The organism is Thermobifida halotolerans (genome assembly GCF_003574835.2).
GTDB classification, from domain to species: Bacteria; Actinomycetota; Actinomycetes; order Streptosporangiales; family Streptosporangiaceae; genus Thermobifida; species Thermobifida halotolerans.
This window is the reverse complement of the sequence record NZ_CP063196.1, coordinates 3,018,728-3,044,895: the sequence shown is the minus strand read 5'-3', so window position 1 is coordinate 3,044,895 and position 26,168 is coordinate 3,018,728. Positions and strand designations below refer to the sequence as shown.

Here is a 26,168-nt window from a genome sequence, read left to right as displayed (position 1 = left end):
TATGGCAACAGAGAAGATCTCCGTCACTTTTCCGGAGGCGGTTGTCAGCGAGGCACGCCGCATCGCCCGCGAGCAGGGAGTCTCCCTTTCCGCCTATCTCGCCCAGGCGACGCAGGAGGCCAACCGTCGGGCCGAGACCCTCGCGATTCTGGCGGAGATCCGGGCGGAGATCGGCGAGCTGACACCCGCCGAGGCCGCGCAGATCGACGCCGAGATCGCCGCAGACGAGGCGCGTTTCCTGAACGCGGAGCGGATGGCCTCCTGAATGAGCACCACCCTTCCCGTCGTCTACGACACGGGAGCCCTCCTCGCGGCCGAACGCAACGACAAGCACTTCCTGGATCGCCACGAGCGGCTCTGCAGACAGGGGCGGTCGCTGCTCGTCATCACGCCGGTCCTCGCGCAGGCATGGCGGAACGGAGCGCGTCAGGAGCGACTGGCGCGCTTCCTGAAGACCTGCTCGATTCTCGCGCCGACCGAGAGGCTCGCATATCGTGCAGGAGAGCTCATCGGACGCAGTGGACTGAGCGACGCGGTGGACGCGATGGTGGTGGCCGCCGCCTTCGACCGAGCCGCCATCCGGATCGTGACCAGTGATCCGGGGGACATCGCCAAGCTGTGCGAGGCGTCGGGCCGCAGCATGGTTCCGGCGATCCACACTCCCTAACACGACAATTCCCGTCAAAGGTTCTGGACCAATGCCTGTCGAATCCGTCTTCCCGCAGTTGGAATCGCTGCTGCCGCAGGTGCAAAAGCCGATCCAGTACGTGGGGGGTGAGCTGAACTCCGTTGTCAAGGAGTGGGACGACACGGAGGTGCGGTGGGCGCTGATGTACCCCGACGCCTACGAGGTCGGGGTCCCCAACCAGGGCATCCAGATCCTCTACGAGATCCTCAACGAGCGCGAGGGCGTGCTCGCCGAACGCACCTACGCGGTCTGGCCCGACCTGGAGAAGCTCATGCGCGAGCACGGGGTGCCGCACTTCACCGTGGACGCGCACCGGCCGCTGGCCGCCTTCGACGTGCTGGGCGTCAGCTTCGCCAGCGAGATGGGCTACACCAACCTGCTCACCGCGCTGGACCTGGCGGGCATCCCGCTGCACGCGGTCGACCGGGGTGACGAGCACCCGATCGTGCTGGCCGGGGGCCACGCGGCGTTCAACCCCGAACCCATCGCCGACTTCCTCGACGCCGTCATCCTCGGCGACGGCGAGGAGATCGCGCTGGCCGTCACCGAACTCGTCCGCGAGTTCAGGCGGGAGGGCTCCCCGGGCGGACGTGACGCCCTGCTGACCCGCCTGGCCGCCACCGGCGGGGTGTACGTGCCCAAGTTCTACGACGTCTCCTACCTGCCCGACGGCCGGATCGAGCGGTACACGCCCAACCGGGAGGGGGTGCCCTGGCGGGTGCACAAGCACACCGTCATGGACCTCGACAGGTGGCCCTACCCCAAGAACCCGATCGTCCCGATCGCCGAGTCCGTCCACGAGCGCTACAGCGTCGAGATCTTCCGCGGCTGCACCCGCGGCTGCCGCTTCTGCCAGGCCGGGATGATCACCCGCCCGGTGCGCGAGCGCAGCGAGCAGGCCGTCGCCGGGATGGTCGAGCAGGGAGTGCGCTCCTCCGGCTTCCAGGAGGTCGGCCTGCTGTCGCTGTCCAGCGCCGACCACAGCCAGATCGCCGACATCACCAAGAACCTCGCCGACCGCTACGAGGGCACCCACACCGGACTGTCCCTGCCCTCCACCCGGGTGGACGCCTTCAACATCGACCTGGCCAACGAGCTCACCCGCAACGGCCGCCGCTCCGGGCTCACCTTCGCGCCCGAGGGCGGCAGCGAGCGGATGCGCCGGGTCATCAACAAGATGGTCACCGAGGAGGACCTGATCCGCACCGTCACCGCCGCCTACGCCGCGGGGTGGCGCCAGGTCAAGCTCTACTTCATGTGCGGGCTGCCCACCGAGGAGGACGCCGACGTCCTGGCCATCGCCGATCTGGCCCGCGAGGTCATCAGGGCCGGCCGCGAGGTCACCGGACGCAGGGACATCCGCTGCACGGTCTCCATCGGCGGGTTCGTGCCCAAGCCGCACACCCCCTTCCAGTGGGCGGGCCAGACCCCGCACGAGGTCGTCGACGCCCGGCTGCGCGGGCTCAGGGACGCCCTGCGCTCGGACAGGGCCTACGGCAAGTCGATCGGGCTGCGCTACCACGAGGGACGCCCCTCCATCATCGAGGGACTGCTCTCCCGCGGCGACCGCCGACTGGGCCGGGTCGTGGAGCGGGTGTGGCGCGACGGGGGCCGCTTCGACGGTTGGAGCGAGTACTTCTCCTACGACCGCTGGATCGAGGCCGCCGAGGCGGTCCTGGCCGACGAGCCGGTGGACGTGGACTGGTACACGGTGCGCGAGCGCGACGCCGACGAGGTGCTGCCCTGGGACCACCTCGACGCGGGACTGGACCGCGGGTGGCTGTGGCAGGACTGGCAGGACGCCCTGCACGGCGAGGAGTCGGTGGAGGTCGACGACTGCCGGTGGAGCCCCTGCTACGACTGCGGGGTCTGCCCGAGCATGGGCACCGAGATCCAGACCCACGACACGGCGGGACGCAAACTGCTGCCGCTGAGCGTGGTGTGAGGGCGACCGGTCCGCGCGGGAGCCGGGGCGGCCGGCCCCGAAGGAGGAGGTACGGCCCGGCACCCCGCTCGCGCCGGGCCGTACACGTACTTGGACGTACCGGGTCCGGGGTTGGTTGGCAAAGGTTTCGGATTTTTTCGAGAAAGCCCCGCGCGGCCCCGGATCGGGCCCCGGGCGGGCGGTGGAGCGCTCCGATCCGTCGCCGAGCGCCGCAAACAGCGCTTTTCAACTCCGGTCGCAGTGGGAACAGCATTGACAGTGCCGGAACACGCGTCCGCCGGAGCAGGTTGTACATCAACAGGGCGGTGGCGCGAAGTCGCCGGTACGCCCCGTAGGCTGAAAAGAAGACGAACTCTCCCAGGGGAGAGGCACGGGCCGCCGTGCCGGTCCCCGAGGGAGTCCGAGGAAAGGAGCAGAGCTGCCCCCCGCACTTGAGGGCGCCGATTCGCTCTCCAACGGAAACCAGGGCCGACGGTTGCGCGTACGGTACGCCAAACGCCACCGGATGAGATTCGCGAGCCATCGCGACATCGCCCGCGCACTCGAGCGTGCGCTGCGCAGGGCCCAGGTGCCCGTGGCCTTCTCGGCGGGGTTCTCGCCTCACCCCAAGATCTCCTACACGGGTGCCGCACCCACGGGAGTGGCGAGTGAGGCGGAGTATTGCGAACTCACTCTGGCCGAGCCGATGGACCCGGAACAGTTGCGCGCGCGACTCGACGAGGCGATGCCCGAGGGCATCGACATCCTCACCGTGGTCCCGGCGACGGCGGGCGGTCTGGCGGACCGTCTGGAGGCGTCGGAGTGGCGCATCGAACTTCCGGGTGTCGACCCTGACGACGCCGCGGCAGCCGTGGCCGCGTTCCTCGCGGCCGAACGGATCGAGGTGGAGCGGCTCACCAAGAAGGGGCGCCGCCGCTTCGACGCACGCTCACCGGTCCTTCGACTGGATGTCGACAGGCGCGCCGCAACGGAACAACAAGAGACATATGCCATACTTCGCTTGATCGTGCGGCATACCATCCCTGTCGTACGACCCGACGACGTGGTGACCGGCCTCCGTCAGATCGCCGAACTCGCGCCGCAGTCATCGACGAGGATGACCCGACTGGCGCAGGGGCCGCTCGACGAGGACTCCGGAACCATCGCGGACCCGCTCGCCGCGGACGACGCGGCCTCGGAGACAGGCGCCACCGTCGTCAGCGCACACGCCGGGCACGCCCCCGCGCGGCCCGGATCGGGGAACGTGAGCGCACCTCAAGGACTTTGACCGGTGCCGCCCAGTGCGGCGTCGGTGCGGATATTGACAACGACAGTTCTTGCGAGCCGCGGCCGGGCACCTTGTGCGGGCCGCGCCCGAGAACTTGACGGGAGACCGCCCGGATGCTCGAGAACGAGCCCAGCAACGGTGCCGGAGGCACCGAGGGGACAACTGAAACAGAGACAACCGCCAGGCCGAACGGATCGGCCCCCGCAGGCATGTCCAGCACCGTGCGCCCGGCCGCGCCGGTGCGCCGTGGCCGTGCCGCGAGCCGACCCGCCGGACCGCCGCCCGAACCAGAGCCGGCACCGGCGTCGACACCCACGACCGTGGCCGCCTCCTCCGTGGAACTGGTGCCCGCAGACCCGGTCCCGCAGGGAGCGGAACCGGCCTCCGAGGAGGCCGCGGAGGAGCCGAAGCGGCGCAGCCGCAAGACCGCGACCCGGAGCCCGCGGACGCGCACCCGCAGGACCGGCACGGCCGGGGCCGACGGCGCCGAGCCGGACCACCGGGACGCGCCGAGCGAGCCCGAGACGGCCGAGGTAGGCGCTTCGCAGGACACCGGCGCGGCGGAACCGGCCGAACCCCCCGCCGTGGCCGCGGTCACCTTCCAGCCGCCCATGGTGCTCTTCCAACCCCCCGTGGTGGAGGAGAACCAGACGGCCGACGACTCCGGCGCCGCGACGGAGGATGCCGAGGAGACACCCGAATCCGACGCCGAGGACTCCGCGGAGGATCGGTCCACCCGCCGCCGCCGTCGCAGGGGCGGACGGCGCAGCAGGCGCAACGGCGACGACACCGAGACCGCGGAGGCCACGGCCGCCGACGCCTCCACCACCTCCGACGACGCCGACGACCGCGCCGGGACCACCACCGAGACCGCGACCGCCGAGCAGGCCGAGACCGGCGGTGCCGACAGCTCCGAGCAGGACGACTCCGCCGAGGAGGCCGAGGCCACGGGCACCAGCCGTCGCCGCCGCCGTCGCCGCCGCCGCTCGGGAACGGAGGTCGCGGCCGAACCCGAACCCGACGACCCGCCCAACACGGTGGTCCGGGTGCGTCCCGCCCGCACCGAACGCCCGATCGAGAACGAGGTGCAGGCCGTCCGCGGCTCCACCCGCCTGGAGGCCAAGCGGCAGCGCCGCCGCGAGGGCCGCGAGCAGGGACGCCGCCGCCCCCCGATCATCACCGAGAGCGAGTTCCTGGCCCGCCGCGAGTCCGTCAAGCGCGACCTGGTGGTCCGCCGCACCGGTGAGCGCACCCAGATCGCCGTGCTCGAGGACAACGTGCTCGTCGAGCACTACGTCGACCGCGCCGACCACAAGTCCTACGTCGGCAACGTCTACCTGGGGCGGGTGCAGAACGTCCTGCCCTCGATGGAGGCGGCCTTCGTCGACATCGGCAAGGGACGCAACGCCGTCCTGTACGCGGGCGAGGTCAACTGGGACGCCACCGGACTGGAGGGCCAGCCCCGCCGGATCGAGTCGGTGCTCAAGTCCGGCCAGTCCGTCCTGGTCCAGGTCACCAAGGATCCGCTCGGCCACAAGGGCGCCCGCCTGACCAGCCAGATCAGCCTCCCCGGCCGCTACCTGGTGTACGTGCCCGACGGCTCCATGACCGGGATCAGCCGCAAGCTCCCCGACAAGGAGCGGGCCCGCCTCAAGCAGATCCTCAAGAAGGTCATGCCCACCGGCGCCGGGGTGATCGTGCGCACCGCGGCCGAGGGGGCCAGCGAGGAGGAGTTGGAGCGCGACATCTCCCGCCTGGCCAAGCAGTGGGAGGCCATCAAGCGCAAGGCGAAGTCGGCCACCGCCCCGGCACTGCTCAACAGCGAGCCCGACCTCACCACCCGCGTGGTCCGCGACATCTTCAACGAGGACTTCTCCAGCCTCGTCGTCTCCGGCGGCGACGCCTGGGAGACCATACGCGACTACGTCGACCACGTCGCCCCCCACCTGGCCGACCGCCTGTCGCACTGGACCGAGGACCGCGACGTCTTCGAGGCCTACCGGATCGACGAGCAGATCGCCAAGGCGCTGGAACGCAAGGTGTGGCTGCCCAGCGGCGGCTCCCTGATCATCGACCGCACCGAGGCGATGACCGTCATCGACGTCAACACCGGCAAGTTCACCGGTCAGGGCGGAAACCTCGAGGAGACGGTCACCAAGAACAACCTCGAGGCGGCCGAGGAGATCGTGCGGCAGCTGCGGCTGCGCGACATCGGCGGCATCATCGTGATCGACTTCATCGACATGGTGCTGGAGAGCAACCGGGACCTGGTCCTGCGCCGCATGCTGGAGTGCCTGTCCCGGGACCGCACCAAGCACCAGGTGGCCGAGGTCACCTCGCTGGGACTGGTGCAGATGACCCGCAAGCGGGTCGGCCAGGGGCTGCTGGAGGCCTTCTCGCACACCTGCGAGCAGTGCAGCGGCCGCGGCCTGGTCCTGCACACCGACCTCGTCGAGACCAGGTCCAACGGCAACGGCGGACGCAAGAAGAAGAACAAGAACGGCTCGGACAAGGCTTCGGACAAGTCCTCGGACAGGGCGGCTGCGGCGGAGAAGGCGCAGTCCGCACCGGAGGTCGAGGCCGCTCCGCAGACCGAGCCCGCCGCGCAGGAGCCCAAGAAGTCGAGCCGCACCACCCGGCGGGCCAAGCGCGCCGCGGGACCACCGCCGGAGGCGGAGGGGCAGGGCCCCGACGAGACGGGACCCGAAGCGCCCGCCGCCGTGCAGGTGGCGTCCGTTCCGGCGGCCGAGGCCGACGACGGCCAGGCGGCCGACTCCGACGCCGTCACCGAACGGCCCCGCCGCCGCCGGACCCGGCGCAAGGCGAGCGTGGCCGCCCCCGAGACGGCGGTGGCCGAGGCCGGATGATTCGGACTGCCGGGCGGGTCCGCGCCCGCCCGGCCCCGACCGCGTCGTGCTCACCCCCGGCGGGCGAGTGGTAGTCTGAACTATGGTGCGTCGGCGCGCCCCACATGTTCGCGCGCCCGAGACCTCCTTTCGAATCCCACGCCACCACGTTTGGGGGGCGAGCGGGTTGACGACTGCGGTCGATTTTGAGCGCATTCTTTTCTGAAGCGAGCAGGAAGTGAGTTTCCCGGTGTACGCGATCGTGCGAGCGGGCGGCCGACAGGAGAAGGTCTCCGTCGATGACGTCTTGACCATCGACAGGGTGGCCGAAGAGGCCGGTGCCACGCTCAACCTGCAGCCGCTGCTTGTCGTCGACGACGGCAAGGTCATCAGCGACACTGCCGAGCTGGGCGGATACGAGGTCACCGCCGAGGTCCTCGGCGAGACCGCGGGCCCCAAGATCAATATCCTGAAGTACAAGAACAAGACCGGTTACAAGAGGCGCCTGGGGCACCGCCAGAAGTACACCCAGGTCCGGGTCACCGGCATCGCCGCGAAGTAGCGGGAGGAGCGCGAGATGGCACACAAGAAGGGCGCGTCGTCCAGCCGTAACGGACGCGACTCCAACGCCAAGCGGCTCGGTGTCAAGCGTTTCGGCGGGCAGGCCGTCAACGCCGGCGAGATTCTCGTCCGTCAGCGCGGCACCCGCTTCCACCCCGGCGACAACGTCGGCCGCGGTGGCGACGACACCCTGTTCGCGCTGGTCGCGGGCACGGTCCAGTTCGGAAACCTGCGCGGCCGCAAGGCCGTGAGCATCGTCCCGACCCCGGCCGCCAGCGAGTAGGTCCGGGGAACGGCGCAGTACCAGAACGTGAGGCGGGCCAGTGCCACTGGCCCGCCTCACGTGCATTCGTCCAGCGGCATCGAGGAGCCAGCGACATGTCCGATTTCGTCGACGAGGCGGTCTTGCACATCAAGGCCGGGGACGGCGGGCACGGCTGTGCCTCCGTCCACCGGGAGAAGTTCAAGCCGCTGGGCGGTCCCGACGGCGGCAACGGCGGCCGGGGCGGCGACGTCATCCTGGAGGTCGACCGCAACACCGCCACCCTGCTGGACTACCAGCGGCGTCCCCACCGCAGGGCGGGCAACGGAACCCCCGGCCAGGGCGGCCACCGCGCCGGAGCCAACGGTGCCGACCTGGTGCTGCCGGTCCCCGAGGGGACCGTGGTGACCACCCTGGACGGCGAGGTCATCGCCGACCTGGTCGGGCAGGGGACCCGACTGGTGGCCGCCCGCGGCGGCAGCGGCGGACTCGGCAACGCCGCACTCGCCTCCCCCAGGCGCAAGGCCCCCGGCTTCGCACTCAAGGGCGAGCCGGGCGAGGCGCTGGACGTCCGCCTGGAGATCAAGACCATCGCCGACGTCGGCCTGGTCGGCTTCCCCAGCGCGGGCAAGTCCTCACTGATCGCGGCCCTCTCCGCGGCCCGCCCCAAGATCGCCGACTACCCGTTCACCACGCTGGTGCCCAACCTCGGCGTCGTCGAGGCCGGACAGACCCAGTACGTGATCGCCGACGTGCCCGGGCTCATCCCCGGCGCCAGCGAGGGTAGAGGACTGGGTCTGGAGTTCCTGCGCCACATCGAGCGGTGCTCCACTCTGCTGCACGTGCTGGACTGCGCCACCTACGAGCCGGGCCGCGACCCCGTCACCGACCTGGACGTCCTTGAGCGGGAACTGGCCGTCTACGGCGAGCGGACCGGGGTGGACCTGTCCGACCGCCCGCGCATCGTGGCGCTGAACAAGGTCGACGTGCCCGAGGCCCGGGAACTCGCCGAACTCGTCGAACCCATGCTGCGGGAGCGCGGCTACCGCGTCCTGCAGGTGTCGGCGGCCACCCGCGAGGGGTTGCGGGAACTGTCCTTCGCCCTCGGCGAGCAGGTGGCCGCGGCCCGCGCCGCCCGCCCCGTCGAGGAGCCCACCCGCCTGGTGCTGCGCCCGCGCGAACTCGGCGAGACGCCGTTCCAGGTCGTCCCGCTGGGCAACAACGTCTTCCGCGTGCTGGGTGACAAGCCCGCGCGCTGGGTCCGCCAGACCGACTTCAGCAACGACGAGGCCGTCGGCTACCTCGCCGACCGGCTCAACCGGCTCGGCATCGAGGAGGCCCTCGCCAGGGCCGGTGCCACCGAGGGCGCCGAGGTCCACATCGGGGACGAGGACAACGCGGTGGTCTTCGACTGGGCCCCGACCGTCGGCGCGGAGGAGACCGTCCTCGGACCGCGCGGTACCGACTCCCGACTGAACTGATCCCCTCCCTCCGCAGGCTGAAAGGACAGATGACGTGGGTAGCGAAGGCGCCGGTCAGGCGCGTTCGGCGATCACCCGGGCCCGGCGCGTGGTGGTCAAGGTGGGATCGTCCTCCCTGACGACCCCCGAGGGGCACATCGACCACGACCGGATCCGCGACCTGACCGGTGTGCTGGCGGCGCGCCGCAGGGCCGGAGCCGAGGTGGTGCTGGTGTCCTCCGGGGCGGTCGCCGCCGGGATGGCCCCACTGGGCCTCGTCCAGCGCCCCCGCGACCTGGCGACCCAGCAGGCCGCGGCCAGTGTCGGGCAGGGCCTGCTGCTGGCCCGCTACACCGCCGAGTTCGCCCGCCACTCGTTGACCGCCGCGCAGATCCTGCTGACCGCCGACGACCTGATGCGCCGCGCGCAGTACCGCAACGCGCAACGCGCCCTGAGCCGCCTGCTGGAGATCGGCGCGGTGCCGATCGTGAACGAGAACGACACCGTCGCCACCCACGAGATCCGCTTCGGCGACAACGACCGGCTGGCCGCGCTGGTCGCCCACCTGCTCCGGGCGGACCTGCTGGTGCTGCTGACCGACGTCGACGCACTCTACGACGGCAACCCGTCCCTGCCCACGAGCAGCCGCATCGGCCAGGTGAACGGCCCCGAGGACCTGGTGGGGGTGGACATCGGCAGCGCGGGCAGGCGCGGGGTCGGCACCGGAGGCATGGTCACCAAGGTCGAGTCCGCGCGGATCGCCACGGAGGCGGGCGTGGCCACCGTGCTGACCTCGGCGGTCAACGCGCGTGCCGCACTGGACGGCGGACCGGTCGGCACCTTCTTCGTCCCCGCCGAACGCAGACGCCCCTCCAGCCGCCAGCTCTGGCTGGCCCACGCCACCGCCGGACGCGGCAGTGTCGTCCTGGACCCCGGGGCGGTGCGGGCGGTGGTCACCGAGAAGGCGTCCCTGCTGCCCGCCGGGGTGGTCAAGGTGGAGGGCGACTTCAGCGCGGGCGACCCGGTGGACCTGCGCGACGAGGACGGGCGCATCGTGGCCCGCGGCCTGGTCAACTACGACGCCGCCGAGATCCCCGACCTCATGGGCCGCTCCACGAGGTGGCTGGCCCGCGAACTCGGCTCCGAGTACAGCCGGGAGATCGTGCACCGCGACGACCTGGTGGTGCTGTAGTACACGCGCCCGCCCCGCCGGACCGGGGGAGGACACCCGGCTGCCGGGCGTCCCCCGGGGCGGGCCTGTCCGCCGCATGACGGGGCCGGACACGGCGCCGCGGCCGTCCGCCGGGGAGCGGACGGCCGCGACGGGGGAGGGGGTCAGGCGGTGTCGCAGCTCTCGCCGTTGAGGACGAACTCGGTGGGAGCGGAGTTGGAACCGGTCCAGGAGCCGTTGAAGCCCACCTCGACGGTGGCTCCGGGCGCCAGGCCGCTGTTCCAGGACATCGGGGTGACGGTGACGTCGGCCCCGCTCTGGCTCCAGGTGGCGTTCCAGCCGTGGGTGAGTTGCTGCCCCGCGGGGAAGGCGAAGGACAGCCGCCAGTCGGAAAGCGCGGTGTCACCGGTGTTGGTGATCCGGACCGAGCCGGTGAAGCCGCCGTTCCAGTCGTTGGTGCGGTACTCCACCAGGCAGGAGGCCCCGCCGCCGTCCTCCGCCAGGGTGGTGAAGGAGACGGCGCTGTGGGCGGAGCTGTTGCCGTTGTTGTCGCGGGCCTCGACCCAGTAGGTGTAGGCGGTGCTGGGCCGCAGGCCGGTCAGCGGGTAGCTGGTCTGCGTGGTCGAGCCGACCGGGACCACCCGGTCGCCGCCCACCTCGTAGATGTCGTATCCGGCCAGGCCGCTGCCGCTGTTGTCGGTGGACGGGCTCCACGACAGGACCGCGCCGGTGGCGGTGATGTCGAGGGCCGCGAGGTCGCCGGGGGCGCTCGGCGCGTCGGGGGCGGTGTCGGTGCCGAAGACGGCGTAGCAGCTCCGCTCGGAGACGTTGCCCGCGTGGTCCCGGGCCACGACGTAGGCGGTGTAGGTGGTGCCGGGCTCCAGGCCGGTCAGCGGGTGGCTGGTCTGCGTGGTCGAGCCGACCAGTCGGGCGCCGTCGTCCAGCAGGTAGACGTCGTATCCGGCCAGGCCGCTGCCGCCGGTGTCGGTGGCGGCGGGCCAGGTCAGCACGGCGCTGGTGGAGGTGACGTCCCGGACCGTCGGGAATCCGGGAGCGCTCGGCGGGGTCCGGTCCTCGTCGGGGTCGCCGGGGTCCTCCCCGCCTTCGGGAGCGCTGCCCCACACCGGTTCGCCCGCGTCGTAGAGCACGATGTTCGCGGCGGGGGCGGGCTCGTCGGTGACGCCCTGGAAGGACCAGTCGTTGGAGGGGTCCCAGCCCTCGCCGCCGGCGATCCGGAACTGCACCTCGCGCCGGTGCTGGGACTGGCCGCCGGGGAAGATCTCCTCGCCGGTGCAGTCGATCTCCACGTAGTAGAGGTCGCCCTCGACCCGGTGGACGCCCTCGGGAGCGGCGCACTGGTTGTAGGCGGAGGTAACCGTGATCTCGTCGGCGCTCACCCCCTCGTCCAGGGTGAACCAGTAGCGGAGCGTGCCCTCGTCCAGCATCCGGGCGGGCCAGGCCGACCGGTTGCGGATCATCGCCTTGATCTCGGTGAACGTGGTGCCCGGGGTGTTGATCTCGGCCTCGACGAACATCTCGGGACCGTCGGGCTCCTCCTCGGGCGGGAAGTCCGCCAGCGGGGTGCCGCCGTACTCGGCGACCAGCACGGCCAGCGCGCTGGAGAATCCGGCGTTGTAGTCGGTGGCGACCTCGTTGGCGACGTAGTCCTGCCGGTCGTCGGTGTAGGCGTCGTCGGCGGAGCCGGGGCCGCCCACCAGCGCGCCGTAGAGCACGTGCCGGTTGTCGGCGGGGGAGGCGATGCTGTCGGTCCACGACCCGTGCGCGGTGCGGTGGTGGGGGTTGCGCGGCGGATTGTCGCCGAAGCCCACCACGTAGCTGGAGTTGCGCGGGTTGTCGCCGAGGGCGTAGTTGATCTGCCGGACGCCGAAGTCGTGGTAGCGCTGCTTCAGCGCCGGGTCGTCGACCGTCTCGGCGTGCACCAGCGCGGCGAAGGCGGTGTTGGCGGCGTAGCGCAGCGACCCCCAGGTGTCGAGCACGGCCTGGCCGCCCGGGGAGTAGGGCACCCGGTCGCCGTCCACGCCGACCGTCCAGTAGTCGAGCCACCGGTTGGCGTCGTCGATGTACTTCTGCTCGCCGGTCTCCCGGGCCAGCAGCACGTAGGCGCCGTAGGACTTGTCGTCCCAGGCGATGGTCCACCGGTAGCTGCGGACGTCGGTCTGCTGCTCGGTGGACAGGAAGTCGTACTCGTACTCGGCCTTGTCCAGGTAGGAGGGGTCACCGGTGGCCTTGTACAGCCAGTAGGCGCCCCACACCAGTTCGTCCTGGTAGCCGGACCAGGAGTTGTAGAAGGAGCCGACCGGGACGCAGTCGGAGTAGACGCCCCGGTGGGTGTCGGCGAACTCGTAGAGCTGCTCGGCGTGCTGGACGAGGGTGGCGGAGTAGGCGGGGTCGTCGTCGGCGAGGACGATCGACGACGCCGCCATCGCCGCGGCGGTCTCGGCGGCCACGTCGCTGCCCGGGCACGAGGGGTCGACCTTGTGGCTGGGGCGCTCCATCGGCATGACCTCGGCCGGCCCCCACCACTTGTGGTCGGCGTCGCCGTCGCCGACCTGGACGTACAGCTCGTCGGGGGAGGGATGGGCCTTGATGAAGTAGTCGTTGACCCAGCGCAGGTTGTCCTTGAGGTGGGGCATCTGGCCGGAGGCGGTGTAGCCTTCGGGGCTCTCGATCGCGCCCCAGGCGAGCATGGTCGTGGTGAAGGCCATGGGGAAGCCGAACTTGACGTGGTCGCCCGCGTCGTACCAGCCCCCGGTCAGGTCCAGTCCGACGTCCGCGCCGTCGGTGAGTCCGGAGTCGCCGCGCCAGGAGACCCGGTTGTCGTCGGGGAGTGCGCCGGAACGCTGGGCCTCGTAGAAGAACATCGACTTCTGGAGGGCCTCGGCGTAGTTGAAGGCCGGTTCGGCGCGGGCGGTACCGGTGGTCAGCGGAACAGCCAGGAAGCCCGCGGTCAGGGCCGCGGTGGCGGTCAGCGCGGTGAGGACACGGCGGGCCGGTCGCCGGTGGCCGCGCGGACGGGACGGGGGATCAGAGGCTGGCATGGGGGTCTCCGGAAGGGGGATGGGGACTGCTGCTGGTTGGGAGCGCTCCCACTTCCTGTGGCAGGGGTTCCACGGAAATGACGTCCCAAGAATGGTGCGACGCCGTGACCCTCCGCGTCAATGGTTCAACCGCAAGTAGTTGCCGCCTTCCTGGTCGGGGAGGGGGCGGCCCAGAGGCGGAGGCCAAGAAAACGGAAAGCCCCGGAAGAGGAGGCGAGGCGCAACGGCGGAAGAAGGGACCGCGCAATATTGTGGAAAAGAAAAAAGTGTGTGACCCCGGAGCACAGGGGGACTCCGGTGGCCCCCGTTCACGCACCCGTCGCGTCGGTCTTGAGGAGAGGATCAGTGGACGCCATCGACGACACCTGGCGTACGAGCAGCTACAGCAGCTCCCGGGGCGGCAGTTGCGTCGAGGTCGCCGATACCGTTATGCATGGTGCGGCGGTACGTGACGCCCAGAACCGCCATCTGGCGCAACTGGACTTCTCCTCACCCGAATGGACCGCCTTCACCCACGCCGTCCGCAGCGGCGTGTTCGACAACTGACTCCAGAAAGCGAAGACACCATGACTGACATCGAGCGGGACATCCGCGAGGTCGCCGAGCGCGCTCGGGATGCCGCCGCAGACCTCGCCCCGCTCAGCCGGGCCGCCAAGGACGAGGCGCTCCTCGCCGTCGCCGACGCACTCAGCGAGCGGACCGAGGAGATCGTCGCCGCCAACGCCGAGGACGTCTCCCGCGCCAGGGAGAACGGCATCAGCGAGGCCATGATCGACCGCCTCACCCTCACCCCCGCCCGCGTCGCCGCGGTCTCGGGCGCGGTCCGCGAGGTCGTCGAGCTTCCCGACCCGGTCGGTGAGGTCGTCCGCGGCAGGACCCTGCCCAACGGGCTGGAACTGCGCCAGATCCGGGTCCCGCTCGGTGTCGTCGGCATCATCTACGAGGGCCGCCCCAACGTCACCGTCGACGCCGCCGCGCTGTGCCTCAAGAGCGGCAACGCCGCCCTGCTGCGCGGCTCCTCCTCGGCCTACTCCTCCAACAGGGTCCTCACCGACGTGATCCGGGACGCGCTGGCCGCGACGCAGGTCCCGGCAGACGCCGTACAGATGGTGCCCGGGATGAGCCGCGACTCGGTCAAGCACCTGATGCGGGCGCGCGGCCTGGTGGACGTGCTGATCCCGCGCGGCGGCGCCTCGCTCATCCAGACCGTGGTGAACGAGTCCACCGTCCCCGTCATCGAGACCGGCACCGGCAACTGCCACGTCTACATCGACGAGGCGGCCGACCTCGACCGCGCGCTGGCCATCGCGCTCAACAGCAAGGTCCAGCGCTGCTCGGTCTGCAACGCGGCCGAGACCCTCCTGGTCCACGCGGGAATCGCCGACGCCTTCCTGCCGAAGGCCCTGGCGGCGCTGCGCGAGGCCGGGGTCACCGTGCACGGCGACGAGCGGGTCCGCGCCCACGACGACAGCGTCGTCCCCGCCACCGAGGAGGACTGGACCACCGAGTACCTCTCCCTCGACCTGGCCGCCCGCGTCGTCGACTCCCTGGACGAGGCCGTGGCGCACATCCGCGCCTACTCCTCGGCGCACACCGAGGCCATCGTCACCGACTCCCAGTCGGCGGCGCGCCGCTTCGTGTCCCTGGTGGACTCCGCTGCCGTCATGGTCAACGCCTCCACCCGCTTCACCGACGGCGGCGAGTTCGGTTTCGGCGCGGAGATCGGCATCTCCACCCAGAAACTGCACGCCCGCGGCCCCATGGGCCTGCCGGAGATGACCTCCACCAAGTACGTGGTCACCGGCGACGGACACCTCCGCTGACCGGCGCCTTGACAACACGGCGACCCCGCCCTTCCGGAAACCGCTCAGGGGGGCGGGGCCGCAGCGTTCTGGGCCGACAGCGGGTCGGAGCAGCCGCTCGATCGTGCCTCGACATCGGCCGGCCGCCGATCCGCGCGAGGGTGTCGGGTGAGGGCCGGGTGAAGGGCGACGCGCCGCCGTGGCGTTCCACCACGATGAGGCCGCCCAGTTCGAACTGGTCCATCAGCTGGCTCGCGATGGAGGCGCGGGGCTCCGAGGACTTCTTGTCGAGCCGGGTTTCCCGGTGTCCCGCCCCCAGGGACTCGGTGTGGGGACGGTCGTAGCCCTCGGCCTGGAACCAGACGGTCTCCTCGGCGAAGAACAGTTCGCCGCTGTGGGTGGGGGAGGGTACTGCCTCGTGGCCGTCCGGGGTGAAGTCCAGGCGGAGTCTGACGGTCGCGTCGCCCTTCGCACTGTCGTGCATGAGCACTCCGGCACCGCCCGCCTGTCCCACGAACAGGTTGGGTTCGCCGTCCACGGTCCTGCCGAGCATCGCCAGGGCGGTGATGGAGTTGCTCCTGCCCGCACCGCTGGCCCCGACAGGGACGTTGAGGTCTCCGAGTCCGACGGTCGCCGAGCGGATCGAGGCGAACCCCTCGACCGTGATCGTTCGGGTTCTGTGGCGAGTCATGGCACAACCCCGGTGGGGTACCGCCGGGTTCCGGGTGAGCCCGGCGGAGTGGGGACGGCTGGACACGGGGGTGCGGGTGGCAGTCGGGACGGGGCAGGAGAGCTGGTAGGAGACCGTGCGGGAGACGAGGACAGCCGAGTCGGGCGGCAGAGGAGCGCACTCTTCAGGGGCGGCGGTGCGCGCCCGCAGGTCGGTGCCGGAGGGTAGAACCTGACCATGGTCTTGACGGGAGGGGGCCATTGCCTGTGGTCTGGGCCCTCTCGCATCGAGACCACCACTGAGGAACCCCATGAGCGAACCGGTCCGACTTCCCGCCGTCCCCGCGCCGTTGACCTGGTGGAACACCCCCGCTTACCACGTGGTCGAGGGACCCGACCGTCTCGTCGTCGGCGCGGGGCCGAACACCGACGTGTTCGGCGACCCCGGCGGTCCGACCCGGACGGCGAACGCGCCCGCGCTGCTGGCCGCGCTCGACGGGGAGTTCACCCTCGGCGCGCGGGTGGAGCCGGACTTCCGCGCCACCTACGACGCCGGGGTGCTGTTCCTGTACGTCGACGAGGACAACCACGCGAAGCTGTGCCTGGAGCTGTCGCCGCAGGGCCGACCGACGATCGTGTCGGTGGTGACCCGCGGTGGTGTCTCCGACGACTGCAACTCCTTCACCGTCGACGGCGGCGGCGTCCGGCTGCGGATCACCCGCACCGGCGGCGCGTACGCCTTCCACGCCGACACCGGCGACGGCTTCTGGCACCTGGTCCGCTACTTCGCCCTGGACGGCTCCCCGAGGGCCGGCTTCCTCGCCCAGTCACCCCTGGGCGAGGGCCAGACCGTGCGCTTCTCGGAGATCACCCACACCACCACGCCGCCCGAGGACCTGCGCGGCGGGAAGTGAGCCTTCCGGGGAAAGGGGCCTACCGGAGTCCGACAGAGCGCGCCACCCGGCCCGCGCGGCGGCGCAGCGCCCGGTAGGCGCGGACCGCGAACCTGCGCAGGCGGGGTGGCTGCTGCACTGTGACGGACCAGCGACCCAGGTTCCGGGAGAGCGTGATGCCCAGGGGAACGGGCTGCTGTCCGGACTCCATGGCGACCTGCCACCGGCCCTGGCTCGGGATGGTGGGCATCTCGGCGGCCAGGACCGCGCGCGGGGAGTCGACGGCGGCCGACTCGGTCAGCACGCTTCCCGTCGCCTCGACGCTCTCCCCCGTGCCCAGCAGCCGCAGCGGCAGTGTGATCCGCGCGTCGTTGGTGTGCAGGGCCAGGGGGATGTGCAACCGCAGACTTCCGTTGTCGTTCGCCAGCACGGGCCGCTGGCTTCCCCGGACCAGTGCGGCCAGCTTCTGGCAGGCCGGGTCGACCGTGACGGTCAGGTGCCCCTTCCCGTTGTAGGAGGGAGTCACCAGGGCCGACAGGTCATCGGACAGCTTCACGAACGCGGGCACGCGGCTCGCCTCCGCGTCCGGGGCGCGCAGCGGGCCGACCTTGTGGTCGCTGCTGGTGCCGCCCAGGTCCACACGGGTGAGGAACCACCACCTGCCCAGCAGGGGCGAGCCCAGGTTGCCGCGTGCGACGTCGATCTCGGCGGTTCCGGTCAGGCGCACCGTGAAACGCCCCGCTCCGGTGGGCTCCTCGACGCGGGTGAACGACGTCGGCACCGTCACGTCCGCGCCGCTCGCCCTGTTGCGCGCGAACGTCCGCAGCTTGAGCCGCTTCATCGGGGAGCTGATCTCCGCTGCGGCCCGCACCGAGGGCTCCTCGGCGAGTTCGGACGGCAGGTCCCAGTAGACCGACTCGCCCTCGCGCACGAACTCCAGCGGCCGCCGGTCGCTCTTGCGCACCAGGGTGCTCTCGACGTCCACGTGCAGCGTCGTGCCCTCCCAGCGGAAGCCGGTCACCGTGGTCCGGTGCGCCAGGTCGACCTCGAACTCGGCGACCCCGCGGACGAGTTCGTGCCGTCCGGTCCGCAGCGCGGCGGCGCGCAGTCGGGTGAAGGCGTTGAGCTTGGCGTCCAGGCGCTCCGGGATGCGGCGCTCCACCAGCGACCGGGCGACGGTGTGCAGCTTGTGCGCGGACTCCTCCGGCTGGTTCAGGTACTTGGGGCCCTGCATCCGCCCCAGCAGCTTGGACCGGTACCAGTGCGCGATCAGGGTGTCCCGGAACTCGCCCGGCTCGACCTCGGCCTCGATGATGTCGATGATCTTCTCGACGCTGCCGAGGTAGTCGGCGGGCTCGGGCGGCTTGAACGAGATGTTGCCGAAGTTCTTGTGCCGCACCCAGTAGTAGCAGGTGTAGTCGTGCACGACCGAGACCGCTTCGGTGCGCAGGTAGGCGTGGAGCATGAACATGTGGTCCTCGAGTCGGACCCGGCCCTCGGCGAAGCGCAGCCCGTTGGACCGCAGGAACTCGGCGCGGAAGAGCTTGTGCACCGTGAGCGTGGTCAGCAGGATGCGGTTCCTGCGCAGACTCCCGCCCGACATGGGCCTCTGGAAGATCTCGCGGGGCGCCTTGCGTCCGATGCCGGTCATCCGCCCGATGACGATGTCGGCGGAGTCCTCGCGGGCCTTGGCGACCATGCGTTCCAGGGCCTCGACACCGAGGTGGTCGTCGTCGTCCATGAACAGGACGAACTCCCCCCGGGCGCGGTCCATGCCGATGTTGCGGGGACGCCCCGGCCATCCGGAGTTCTCGATGTGCACCACCGAGAAGTTCTCCTCGTCGGCCAGTTCGGCGTCGAGCAGTTCCCCGGTCTCGTCGGTCGAGCCGTCGTCGACGTAGACGACCTCGAACCGGGAGCGGGGCAGGGTCTGGGAGCGCAGCGACTCCAGGCCTTCCAGCACTCCCCGGCCGGTGTTGTGGACCGGGACGATGACGGTCACGTCTATGGGCATGTTCCCCCCGTGGTGATGATCCAGCAGGACCGGTCGGCCGAGGACGAACTCCGGAACGGACGCCGAGGGGCGGATCGGTTCCTGCGCACTTACATCACTCGTGTAGGCGGCGAACGGTTGACGGAATCACGGACATTTCCGGAATTCCGGAGAAACCGGCCGCGTGGACTTCTTCGGACTGTGGCTGCCCGGGGCGGGTGTCCTGGAGTGCGGGGGATGGGAGGATGCCCAGGTGAGCGCCCCGAGGTGAGCGGCGGAGTGACCGAAACTCTAGCGGTGTTCCGGGTTGTCCAGAACCACTTGCGCCCCATTCTGTGATGGTTTTCACATACTAGTGGGAAGAGAATGCTGCTCTAGATTTTCTTACCTCGATTTTACATTTCTAGTATTTGTAGGAATGACATAAAAAAGCCGGGTTTGCGGCGCTCCGCTACCCGGCTTCGAGTCTGGGAAACCTCCACGGCCTGACGGTCGGGCGGGGCGCGCCCGAGACGGCGGTGGGAGGCCGGTGGATCAGGTGGAGTCGCGGCGGCCCGACGGACCGTTCTTCCACCGGTCCGCCACCGTGTCGAAGATCCTGCCCCCGGTGTTCGCCGCACTGCCCACGACGTCGCGCAGCGTTCCCACCAGGGGGTCGGAGGTGCGCTCCCACGCCTCCCGGTAGGACCGGGCGGCGTTGCGGGCCTCCTCGCCGATCCGGGCGTCGGCGTCGGTGCCGCGGCGCGGGTAGTCCCCGTTGAGGATGCGCTGGTAGTCGCCGTCCTTGATCCACCGGTCCAGCTCGGCCAGCCGGATCACCGCGAACGGGTGGGTGTGCCCCTGGGTGATGAGGAGTTTGAGGAAGCCGTCGCGCACGTCCTCGGCCGCGTCGTACTCCCTGGCCTGCTCGAGGAACGCGTCCACGTTCATCTCGGCCAGCCGGGAGCCCCCCGCCATCTTCATCAGCGCCCGTTTGGCCGCGTCGGGATCCTGGGCGGCGAGCAGCCCGGCGCGGTCGCAGGACAGCTCCGACTTGCGGTACCACTCCTCCAGGGCCGCGACGATCGCGCGCAGACCGACATAGCCCAGCGGGATCCAGGCGACCCGCGCGGCCAGCCGGACCAGCGCCAGCAGCATCGTGCGGTACACCGCGTGCCCGGACAGGATGTGCCCCACCTCGTGGCCCACGACGAAGCGCTGCTCCTGGGCGTCGAGCAGGTCGAACAACCCGGTGGTCATGACGATGAACGGCCGGCTGCTGCCGATCGCCATGGCGTTGGGCTGCGGGTTCATCTGGAGGTACAGCTCGGGCACCGTGTCGAGGTCGAGGACGTAGGCGGCGTCGCGCACGTAGTCGTGGACCTCGGGGAACTGCCGCTCGTTGACCCGCACGGCGCCCGCGAGGAACATCAACCGCAGCGCCCGCTCGTTGAACAGGCCGGACAGGCGCTTGAACACGTCGTCGAAACCGCGCAGCGACCGCAACGCGACCAGTGCGCCGCGGTCCGCCGGGTGCTCGTAGGCGCGGGAGGAGATGTCGCGGAGTCGGATGCGGGCCCGGTCAGGAGTAGTCGACATGTCTGCATGCTATGCGTGACCATTCCGTAAATCCACGTTTCCGGCAGACGCGACATGACGTGTCCTTGCGCGGGGCTGCCCGAAGGAGGCGGAGCGCGGCCGACTAGTCTCGACGACGACCGGACAGCCCCGACCGCGGGGACGAGACGAGAGCGTTGACCGTGCCAGAGGAGACGACGACCACGCAGGGGAGGGCGCCGCGGCGCCCCGCGCCGCCGCGCCGGATCGGCATCATGGGCGGCACCTTCGATCCCATCCACCACGGACACCTGGTGGCCGGCAGCGAGGTCGCCCACCTGTTCGGCCTCGACGAGGTCATCTTCGTGCCCGCGGGGCACCCCTGGCAGAAGCAGCGGACGGGAAGCCGGGTCACCCCGGCCGAACACCGCTACCTGATGACCGTGATCGCCACCGCGGAGAACCCCCAGTTCCGGGTGAGCCGGATCGAGATCGACCGGGACGGACCCACCTACACCATCGACACGCTGCGCCAGATGCGCCAACAGTACGGTCCCGACGTGGAGCTGTTCTTCATCACCGGAGCGGACGCTCTGGGCGCTATTCTGAGCTGGCACAACGCCGACGAGCTCTTCGAGCTCGCGCATTTCGTAGGCTGTAACCGGCCGGGGCACCAGCTCGCCGACCCCGGTCTGCCCGAGGGCAGGGTCTCCCTCGTGGAGATCCCCGCCCTGGCCATCTCCTCGACCGAGTGTCGGGAGCGTGTCCGCAAGGGCGAGCCCATCTGGTACCTGGTACCCGATGGCATTGTCCGCTACATCAACAAGACCGGGCTCTACCTCGATGATCAGGAGGCGGGGTAGCAGCCCACGAGAGGCAGCTGGCACCTGTGACCGCCACGGACCGGACCGTTGAACTCGTCAACATCGCCGCCGCCGCGGCGGCCGACAAACTCGCGAGGGACATCGTCGCCTACGACGTCAGCGACCAACTCGTCATCACCGACGCCTTCGTCCTGTGCTCCGCGCCCAACGACCGCCAGGTCAGGTCGATCGTCGACGAGGTCGAGGAGCGCATGCGCCAGGTGGGCGCCAAACCGGTGCGCCGCGAGGGCGAACGTGACGGCCGCTGGGTGCTGCTGGACTACGTCGATCTCGTCGTGCACGTCCAGCACGAGGAGGAGCGCGGCTTCTACGGCCTGGAGCGGCTGTGGAAGGACTGTCCGGAGATCGCCCTGCCGGAGGGGGCCCGGGGAGTCGGTCGCGAGGCGAACGACGACGCCGGTTCCTGAGCCGCTACCCCATCCGCCGCCCTTCCCCGGACAGGAGTGACCCTGTGACCGAGACCCGTCGTGTGATCTGCTGGCGCCACGGACAGACCGACTGGAACGTCGAGAACCGCTTCCAGGGACAGCTTGACATCCCCCTGAACAAGACGGGTATCGCCCAGGCCGAGCGGGCCGCCCAACTCCTCGCCCTGCTGCGCCCCGACGCGATCATCGCCTCCGACCTGCAACGAGCCTCCGACACCGCGCACGCCCTGGCCCGGCTCACCGGACTGACCGTGACCCACGACCCGGCGCTGCGCGAGCGCTTCGGCGGTCCGTGGGAGGGGCTGTCCCGCGCCGAGATCGCCGCGGGCTGGCCCGAGCAGCTGCCCACCATGGACATCCCCGGCGGCGAGGACATGCCCACCGTCGGGGCGCGGGTGGCCGAGGCCGTCCAGCGCGGCCTGGAGAAGGTGCCCGAGGGCGGCACACTGGTCGTCGCCAGCCACGGCGCGGCCCTGCGCGCCGGCATCCACACCATGCTCGGCCTGCCCCAGGACCAGTTGGAGGCCCTGGGGTCGCTGAGCAACTGCTCCTGGTCCGTGCTCGGCCCCCGCCGCCTCGGCGGCTGGCGCCTGCTGGAGCACAACGCGGGAACCCTCCCCGAGGACAAGGTGCTGGGCGACGACCGTTGACCGTTTCGACTAACGCGCGGAATTCCGCTATCGTTCTGGGAGTCGGCGGGCAGCGCCCGCAGGCTCCACAGGGGGCTATGGCGCAGTTGGTAGCGCGCTTCCATGGCATGGAAGAGGTCTGGGGTTCGAATCCCCATAGCTCCACCACAACCGGCTTACTAGAACCCCTGGTCCGCTGGGCCAAGGCCGGCTCTAGCAGGTCGGTCAGACAGAGATCATCAGCGGGTGCCCCGCTCTCGTTTACGAGGGTGGGGCACGTTGCTATCTGGCGTGACGTAGCCCGGCCTCGACCTCCCCTTGTGCCGCTGGAGCGCTCAGGGAGCCTGCCAGCCTGCCGGAGTAGACCTTGACTGCATCGCGTCCTGAGATGTCCGTCAGAGCGTCGAAGGGTTCCTTCAGCTCACCCTCGACCACCTTAAGCCGTCGATCATGAATTTGCTGACGAGAGCCTTGTTGAGGATGCTGCGTACCGTCTCGTTACCCGCTGCGTACATCTGGGCAGGGTTGTCCAGCAGGTCGAGTGCCTTGCGGAACGTGTTTGCGCCCGTGTCGAGCGGGTTGCTGGTAGCGGTCAGGCTGCGCTCGATGTCGCGCCGCTCGGTGCGGACGGCTGCGATCTTCCCCCTGAGCTTGTCCTAGCAAGCCTTCCTCGGCTGCCAGGTCGGCAGTTAGCTCCCTTTCTTGTCGAGCGCTTCGAGGCGTCGGTTGAACTGGTCGCGAATGTCGTCGCTCAGGCCGGTGTCGTCTTGCACGGCTTCATCGACTATCGCGCGGACTTCGGCCCGCAGCGCTTCGGGAAGATGAATCTTTACCTCGTAGTACCGAACGATGGCTTCTTCCATCTTTTCGATCTGGACGTACGGATTTTGAGGCGCGAGCCGCCAGTACCGGAATCGCCGCGATCTTCTCTTGCCCCAGGTGTTCCCAGATCAGCCCTGCTGGGCGGCGTGGCGGGTTGCACTCGATGACCTCATCGGGGGTGACGATCAAGTCCACACTGAAGTCGTGCTCGGTCTCGGAAAGGTCGTCGTCAATGACTTGCAAGGAGTGCACGGTGGTCACGATGGTGGTTTGTGGCCCGATCAAGCCTGCTTCTTGCAGCAGTGCAACCTCGATGTCGGAGTACCCCGCGCCCTTGCCGAGCCGCACACCGCGCCGGTTGACGGCCACGCTGCCGCAGACGATGAGATCGACCGGCTGCATCTCATCGACGCCGATCTCGCGCGCCACGGTCGCGGCGACCTTGCTCGACGCGGCTTCGTTCGGCGGCACGGTGAGCGTTGCCGGATCGAGGAGGTAGAAGGGCTTCTCCTCGGCCAGCTTGGGGACGGCCATGTAGACGAGCTTGCCCTCGGTGAGCGCCCGTGCCCGCGCCGGAAGCTGTGCTTTGTCCGGTACCGCCTTGACGACCCGCGCGGCCTTCCACACGGGCAGTTCGGCAAGCCGTTCGGCAGCGGCCTCGGCACCGTAGAAGGCCGGGATGCGGCCGTGCACACCGGGCGGCACGACTCGCTCCTGCTCTAGCAGTGTCCACACGCGCTCGCGGATGGCGTTCTTGGCCTCGTTAATGTCCACGCTGGTCACTGGTGCTCCTTACGCTGCCGCGATGAGGGCAAGTAGCCGGTCGTACACGTCTTGGACATCGGCCACGTGCCGCCAGGGCCGCAGTTCTTGTCCTGCGCTGAACACGATGTTCAGCCCGCTGCCACCCCAGGTCTGTTCTACTACGTCGATGGCGCTGTGCAACGCGCCTGCCGCTTCATCGAGCTTCTGCTGCCGGATGCAGGCCAGTGCCAGGTTGCCGAGCACGATAGCCTGCGACTTCGGGCGGTCGCGAAGCTCCGCAGTCGTCCGCTCCAGTATGGGTTGGGCACGCTTCGTGTCGTTCAGGAAGAGGTAGCACGAGCCAGCCAGCCGTCCGTGTTGGGTGGGCGAGAACAAGTCCATCGCGGCGTCGGCCATGCTGATCCGCTCGAAGTGCCGTTCGGCATCCTTCAGTGCCTGCTCGCACTCCTACCGCTGGCCGAGCATGGCGTACGCCTCAGCAGCATGGAGCGTGGCCAGGCCGGTCAAGACGCGGCTGTTGTGGTTGGCTGTCTCCGCTGTCCGAATCGCCAGTTCAAGTCCTGCCCGAGGGTCTTTCTCGCCGTAGAGCGCGACGAAGCTCATCCGTAGGAGCGCCAACCCCTCGGTGCTGGAGTCACGGAGCTGCCGGGCGGCTTGTATCGCTTGGTCGAAGTACGTGCGTGCGGTTGCGTGGTCGCGGCGCTGCGAGGCATCCCAGACGAGCTGGCCCATGAGCGTCGCGGCCTCTGCCTCGACGGCGAAAGAGGTATTATCTCATCTAAGTGACTCGGTCGCCGAACCGGCACCAGGCAAAGCGAGTGACAGGGGTTTGTGTATCAAGCTAGTTCTTATCTAGATGCTAACCAGTTCGATTCTGTCGTTCATATATGGTCCACAATGGTGGTAAGGCTATGTGACGGTCGCCCGATAGCATCTAAGAACACGAAACGTGAGAGCCGCGCTCCTACCGAGTGGAGCGCGATTCTCAAGCGTTCATCCGTGTTTGCGAACCTCACGCTCGATGATCCACCCAGCAGCCCGTTGCCGTCTGATAACCCGCTTCACGCTGCTGCGCTGATGCGGTACTGCTTCGACAGGCTAAGTATGGACCTGCCCTGCCGGTACCCATCGACCAGGCCGCGTATGTCGTCCTCGCTCAGCCGGTCACTGAGCGCCCACACCCGATTGACCGCGCCCGCCGAGCTGACGTTACGGCGCTCCTGCTGCCCCGCCTTGGCCGCCCGCACCAGCCCGCGCACAGCCCGCTCCAGGTCTTCCAGCAGGCCAGCGCGTTTCGAGTAAGCACGGAGGATGTCCACGTAGTGAAGATCGACAACCGCCCCGCCTGCAGGCGGGGCGGTTCTGTGTCCGGCCCCGGACGGAAGCCGTGGCCGGGGATTCGAGGAGGGCGGTGCCCTCTCCCGCCCGGGGACGGCCGGGAGGGCGCGTCCGAGGCGTCACCACCGGCACCGCGTCCGTGTCGGCGGAACCGGCCACACGCGGATCGTAGGCCGCGCGACGCCGGTCGCCCGCTCAGCCGGAGCTCTCCGCCGGGGGCCGGGGCGCGGCGGTCCGGCTCTGGATCGCGGTGAGAACGGCTTGCGGCCAGTCGCGGGGAAGGGAGCCGTCCCCGACGGGCACGAACACATCACGGATCAGTGCCGCTGTCGCGGTGCCGAGGCACCGGCGGCTGGCCGCCTGTTCCGATTCCGTCGATCCCTCCCGCACCGCTTCGCTGACAAGCCCCCGGGCCAGCACGCGTGCGGCATGGGCGGCGTCCAGGAGCGCCTCGTCGGAGGACGGCCGCAGCCCGAGGGCTTCTGCGACCCCCCGGTAGAGGCCCGCGAGCCGGGTCCCGTTCTGCGCCTCCGCCTCCGACAGACGGCGCAGCAGGTGCCGGCGCCGCTCCGCATCGGGGATCGATGCCACCGCGGCCTCGAAAGCGAGGAACGCTCGCCAGGCATCCGAGGTGGTGAGGAGGTCGAACTCGCTCTCGACAGCGAGAGCCATCAGGGTGCAGGCCACGTCGAGGGCACCGGCCCCGCCCGCCGTCTTCGCCTCGACCTCCTGGACGACTGATGCGATCTCGGTGAGTCCCAGTGTCGGGATCGTCTGGCCCTCAGCGAGCCGGTCCAGCACATCGGCAGTGAACTTCTCACGGGACGGCCACAGCCGGTACGCGGCCGCGCGCGGCACGTCCGCAGCCGCGATGACCTCCTCCATCGGCAGCTCAAGCACAGCGCGCAGCCCCTGGCGGGAGACATGCTCGACCGCTGCCCGCATCACCAGGCTCCGGGTCTCCTGCTCGCTGCGGCGCGGCCGTCGGCTCATCGTCACGTCCTCGGACCATCTTCTTGCGACATTGTGTCTCAACAGCGTAGCATTCCTATTTGAGACATGATGTCGCAAGAGGGGAGGGGAACGGTGGGACACCCTCGGAGCGCCACATCGCGCCGCTCGGCAAAGGTCGGCGGGCAGGCCGCGCCCG

General features: G+C 69.9%; 24 protein-coding genes and 1 tRNA gene. 16 read left to right on the top strand and 9 right to left on the bottom strand.

From position 1 onward, the window contains the following. Position 1 precedes the first annotated feature (1 nt). The 9 genes from NI17_RS13645 to proB all read left to right on the top strand — a co-directional run bounded on the left by NI17_RS13645 (position 2) and on the right by proB (position 10,221). The gene (locus tag NI17_RS13645) at positions 2–265 is read left to right on the top strand and encodes a hypothetical protein (protein ID WP_068688813.1); all 264 of its coding nucleotides are present in this window, start codon (positions 2–4) and stop codon (positions 263–265) included. Beyond that, the gene (locus NI17_RS13640; protein WP_068688814.1) at positions 266–667 is read left to right on the top strand and encodes a PIN domain-containing protein; all 402 of its coding nucleotides are present in this window, start codon (positions 266–268) and stop codon (positions 665–667) included. 31 nt (positions 668–698) lie between these two features. After that, entirely contained in the window at positions 699–2,633 is a 1,935-nt protein-coding gene (locus NI17_RS13635; protein ID WP_068688815.1) for a TIGR03960 family B12-binding radical SAM protein, read from the top strand. 475 nt (positions 2,634–3,108) lie between these two features. Beyond that, positions 3,109–3,900, top strand: coding sequence for a TIGR03936 family radical SAM-associated protein (locus tag NI17_RS13630; RefSeq protein ID WP_267887167.1), 792 nt, complete (start codon positions 3,109–3,111; stop codon positions 3,898–3,900). Between the two features lie 113 nt (positions 3,901–4,013). Further along, on the top strand, positions 4,014–6,767 hold the full coding sequence (locus NI17_RS13625; protein WP_068688816.1) for an Rne/Rng family ribonuclease: 2,754 nt from the start codon (positions 4,014–4,016) through the stop codon (positions 6,765–6,767). Between the two features lie 229 nt (positions 6,768–6,996). Next, entirely contained in the window at positions 6,997–7,308 is a 312-nt protein-coding gene (gene rplU, locus NI17_RS13620) for a 50S ribosomal protein L21 (RefSeq protein WP_068688818.1), read from the top strand. 15 nt (positions 7,309–7,323) lie between these two features. Next, positions 7,324–7,590: a 50S ribosomal protein L27 gene (rpmA, locus tag NI17_RS13615; protein WP_068688820.1), complete on the top strand. Its 267-nt coding sequence runs from the start codon at positions 7,324–7,326 to the stop codon at positions 7,588–7,590. Positions 7,591–7,685: 95 nt separating this feature from the next. After that, entirely contained in the window at positions 7,686–9,050 is a 1,365-nt protein-coding gene (gene obgE / locus NI17_RS13610; RefSeq protein ID WP_068688822.1) for a GTPase ObgE, read from the top strand. A 34-nt stretch (positions 9,051–9,084) separates the two neighbouring features. Then, complete coding sequence (gene proB, locus NI17_RS13605; protein ID WP_068688824.1) at positions 9,085–10,221, top strand: glutamate 5-kinase; 1,137 nt, start codon at positions 9,085–9,087, stop codon at positions 10,219–10,221. Positions 10,222–10,364: 143 nt separating this feature from the next. On the opposite strand, the gene NI17_RS13595 is transcribed toward proB, so the two are convergent. Continuing rightward, positions 10,365–13,259: a glycoside hydrolase family 9 protein gene (locus NI17_RS13595; protein ID WP_068688825.1), complete on the bottom strand. Its 2,895-nt coding sequence runs from the start codon at positions 13,257–13,259 to the stop codon at positions 10,365–10,367. A gap of 345 nt (positions 13,260–13,604) precedes the next feature. Here NI17_RS13595 and NI17_RS13590 point away from each other — a divergent pair, with 345 nt between their 5' ends. Together NI17_RS13590 and NI17_RS13585 are read left to right on the top strand one after the other, a co-directional pair. Beyond that, positions 13,605–13,805: a DUF397 domain-containing protein gene (locus tag NI17_RS13590; protein ID WP_068688826.1), complete on the top strand. Its 201-nt coding sequence runs from the start codon at positions 13,605–13,607 to the stop codon at positions 13,803–13,805. A 20-nt stretch (positions 13,806–13,825) separates the two neighbouring features. Further along, a complete protein-coding gene (locus tag NI17_RS13585) occupies positions 13,826–15,082 on the top strand; it encodes a glutamate-5-semialdehyde dehydrogenase (protein WP_068688827.1) in 1,257 nt (418 codons plus the stop codon). Here NI17_RS13585 and NI17_RS13580 read toward each other — a convergent pair. Beyond that, complete coding sequence (locus NI17_RS13580; RefSeq protein WP_068688831.1) at positions 15,057–15,752, bottom strand: AAA family ATPase; 696 nt, start codon at positions 15,750–15,752, stop codon at positions 15,057–15,059. The two genes, NI17_RS13585 and NI17_RS13580, sit on opposite strands and share 26 nt — an antisense overlap. A 289-nt stretch (positions 15,753–16,041) precedes the next feature. Between NI17_RS13580 and NI17_RS13575 the strand changes: the two genes are divergently transcribed. Next, the gene (locus tag NI17_RS13575; protein ID WP_068688838.1) at positions 16,042–16,644 is read left to right on the top strand and encodes a DUF1349 domain-containing protein; all 603 of its coding nucleotides are present in this window, start codon (positions 16,042–16,044) and stop codon (positions 16,642–16,644) included. 19 nt (positions 16,645–16,663) lie between these two features. Here NI17_RS13575 and NI17_RS13570 read toward each other — a convergent pair whose 3' ends face one another. Both NI17_RS13570 and NI17_RS13565 read right to left on the bottom strand, forming a co-directional pair. Then, a complete protein-coding gene (locus NI17_RS13570; RefSeq protein ID WP_068688840.1) occupies positions 16,664–18,637 on the bottom strand; it encodes a glycosyltransferase family 2 protein in 1,974 nt (657 codons plus the stop codon). A gap of 513 nt (positions 18,638–19,150) precedes the next feature. Beyond that, a complete protein-coding gene (locus NI17_RS13565; RefSeq protein ID WP_068688841.1) occupies positions 19,151–20,194 on the bottom strand; it encodes a M48 family metallopeptidase in 1,044 nt (347 codons plus the stop codon). A 161-nt stretch (positions 20,195–20,355) separates the two neighbouring features. On the opposite strand from NI17_RS13565, the gene nadD reads away from it, so the two are divergent. The 4 genes from nadD (at position 20,356) to NI17_RS13545 (ending at position 22,261) form a co-directional block, all read left to right on the top strand. Further along, positions 20,356–21,015: a nicotinate-nucleotide adenylyltransferase gene (nadD, locus tag NI17_RS13560; RefSeq protein WP_084012466.1), complete on the top strand. Its 660-nt coding sequence runs from the start codon at positions 20,356–20,358 to the stop codon at positions 21,013–21,015. A gap of 26 nt (positions 21,016–21,041) precedes the next feature. Then, positions 21,042–21,443 carry a ribosome silencing factor gene (rsfS, locus tag NI17_RS13555; protein ID WP_068688845.1) on the top strand — a complete coding sequence of 134 codons (402 nt, stop codon included), beginning with the start codon at positions 21,042–21,044 and terminating at the stop codon, positions 21,441–21,443. A 44-nt stretch (positions 21,444–21,487) separates the two neighbouring features. Beyond that, positions 21,488–22,114, top strand: a complete 627-nt coding sequence (locus NI17_RS13550) for a histidine phosphatase family protein (protein ID WP_068688847.1) — start codon at positions 21,488–21,490, stop codon at positions 22,112–22,114. A 71-nt stretch (positions 22,115–22,185) separates the two neighbouring features. Continuing rightward, a tRNA-Ala gene (locus NI17_RS13545) sits at positions 22,186–22,261 on the top strand. A gap of 609 nt (positions 22,262–22,870) precedes the next feature. On the opposite strand, the gene NI17_RS13540 is transcribed toward NI17_RS13545, so the two are convergent. From NI17_RS13540 to NI17_RS13520, 5 genes are all read right to left on the bottom strand, one after another. Beyond that, the gene (locus NI17_RS13540) at positions 22,871–23,698 is read right to left on the bottom strand and encodes a 5-formyltetrahydrofolate cyclo-ligase (protein WP_234401709.1); all 828 of its coding nucleotides are present in this window, start codon (positions 23,696–23,698) and stop codon (positions 22,871–22,873) included. Between the two features lie 9 nt (positions 23,699–23,707). Beyond that, on the bottom strand, positions 23,708–24,076 hold the full coding sequence (locus tag NI17_RS13535; RefSeq protein WP_199859947.1) for a hypothetical protein: 369 nt from the start codon (positions 24,074–24,076) through the stop codon (positions 23,708–23,710). A 51-nt stretch (positions 24,077–24,127) separates the two neighbouring features. Beyond that, positions 24,128–24,412, bottom strand: a complete 285-nt coding sequence (locus NI17_RS13530) for a hypothetical protein (protein WP_199859948.1) — start codon at positions 24,410–24,412, stop codon at positions 24,128–24,130. A gap of 329 nt (positions 24,413–24,741) precedes the next feature. Beyond that, a complete protein-coding gene (locus NI17_RS13525) occupies positions 24,742–24,999 on the bottom strand; it encodes a hypothetical protein (RefSeq protein ID WP_068688851.1) in 258 nt (85 codons plus the stop codon). Between the two features lie 214 nt (positions 25,000–25,213). Beyond that, on the bottom strand, positions 25,214–26,011 hold the full coding sequence (locus tag NI17_RS13520) for a hypothetical protein (protein WP_068688852.1): 798 nt from the start codon (positions 26,009–26,011) through the stop codon (positions 25,214–25,216). Positions 26,012–26,168: the final 157 nt, after the last annotated feature.

Coding starts and splice junctions, on each gene's coding strand:
- NI17_RS13625 (WP_068688816.1), top strand. CDS start 4,014: ATGCTCGAGAACGAGCCCAGCAACGGTGCCGGAGGCACCGAGGGGACA.
- NI17_RS13575 (WP_068688838.1), top strand. CDS start 16,042: ATGAGCGAACCGGTCCGACTTCCCGCCGTCCCCGCGCCGTTGACCTGG.
- NI17_RS13585 (WP_068688827.1), top strand. CDS start 13,826: ATGACTGACATCGAGCGGGACATCCGCGAGGTCGCCGAGCGCGCTCGG.
- rpmA (WP_068688820.1), top strand. CDS start 7,324: ATGGCACACAAGAAGGGCGCGTCGTCCAGCCGTAACGGACGCGACTCC.
- NI17_RS13635 (WP_068688815.1), top strand. CDS start 699: ATGCCTGTCGAATCCGTCTTCCCGCAGTTGGAATCGCTGCTGCCGCAG.
- NI17_RS13580 (WP_068688831.1), bottom strand. CDS start 15,752: ATGACTCGCCACAGAACCCGAACGATCACGGTCGAGGGGTTCGCCTCG.
- NI17_RS13595 (WP_068688825.1), bottom strand. CDS start 13,259: ATGCCAGCCTCTGATCCCCCGTCCCGTCCGCGCGGCCACCGGCGACCG.
- NI17_RS13565 (WP_068688841.1), bottom strand. CDS start 20,194: ATGTCGACTACTCCTGACCGGGCCCGCATCCGACTCCGCGACATCTCC.
- NI17_RS13570 (WP_068688840.1), bottom strand. CDS start 18,637: ATGCCCATAGACGTGACCGTCATCGTCCCGGTCCACAACACCGGCCGG.
- NI17_RS13530 (WP_199859948.1), bottom strand. CDS start 24,412: ATGGGCCAGCTCGTCTGGGATGCCTCGCAGCGCCGCGACCACGCAACC.
- NI17_RS13645 (WP_068688813.1), top strand. CDS start 2: ATGGCAACAGAGAAGATCTCCGTCACTTTTCCGGAGGCGGTTGTCAGC.
- obgE (WP_068688822.1), top strand. CDS start 7,686: ATGTCCGATTTCGTCGACGAGGCGGTCTTGCACATCAAGGCCGGGGAC.
- NI17_RS13640 (WP_068688814.1), top strand. CDS start 266: ATGAGCACCACCCTTCCCGTCGTCTACGACACGGGAGCCCTCCTCGCG.
- NI17_RS13520 (WP_068688852.1), bottom strand. CDS start 26,011: ATGAGCCGACGGCCGCGCCGCAGCGAGCAGGAGACCCGGAGCCTGGTG.
- NI17_RS13535 (WP_199859947.1), bottom strand. CDS start 24,076: ATGGCCGACGCCGCGATGGACTTGTTCTCGCCCACCCAACACGGACGG.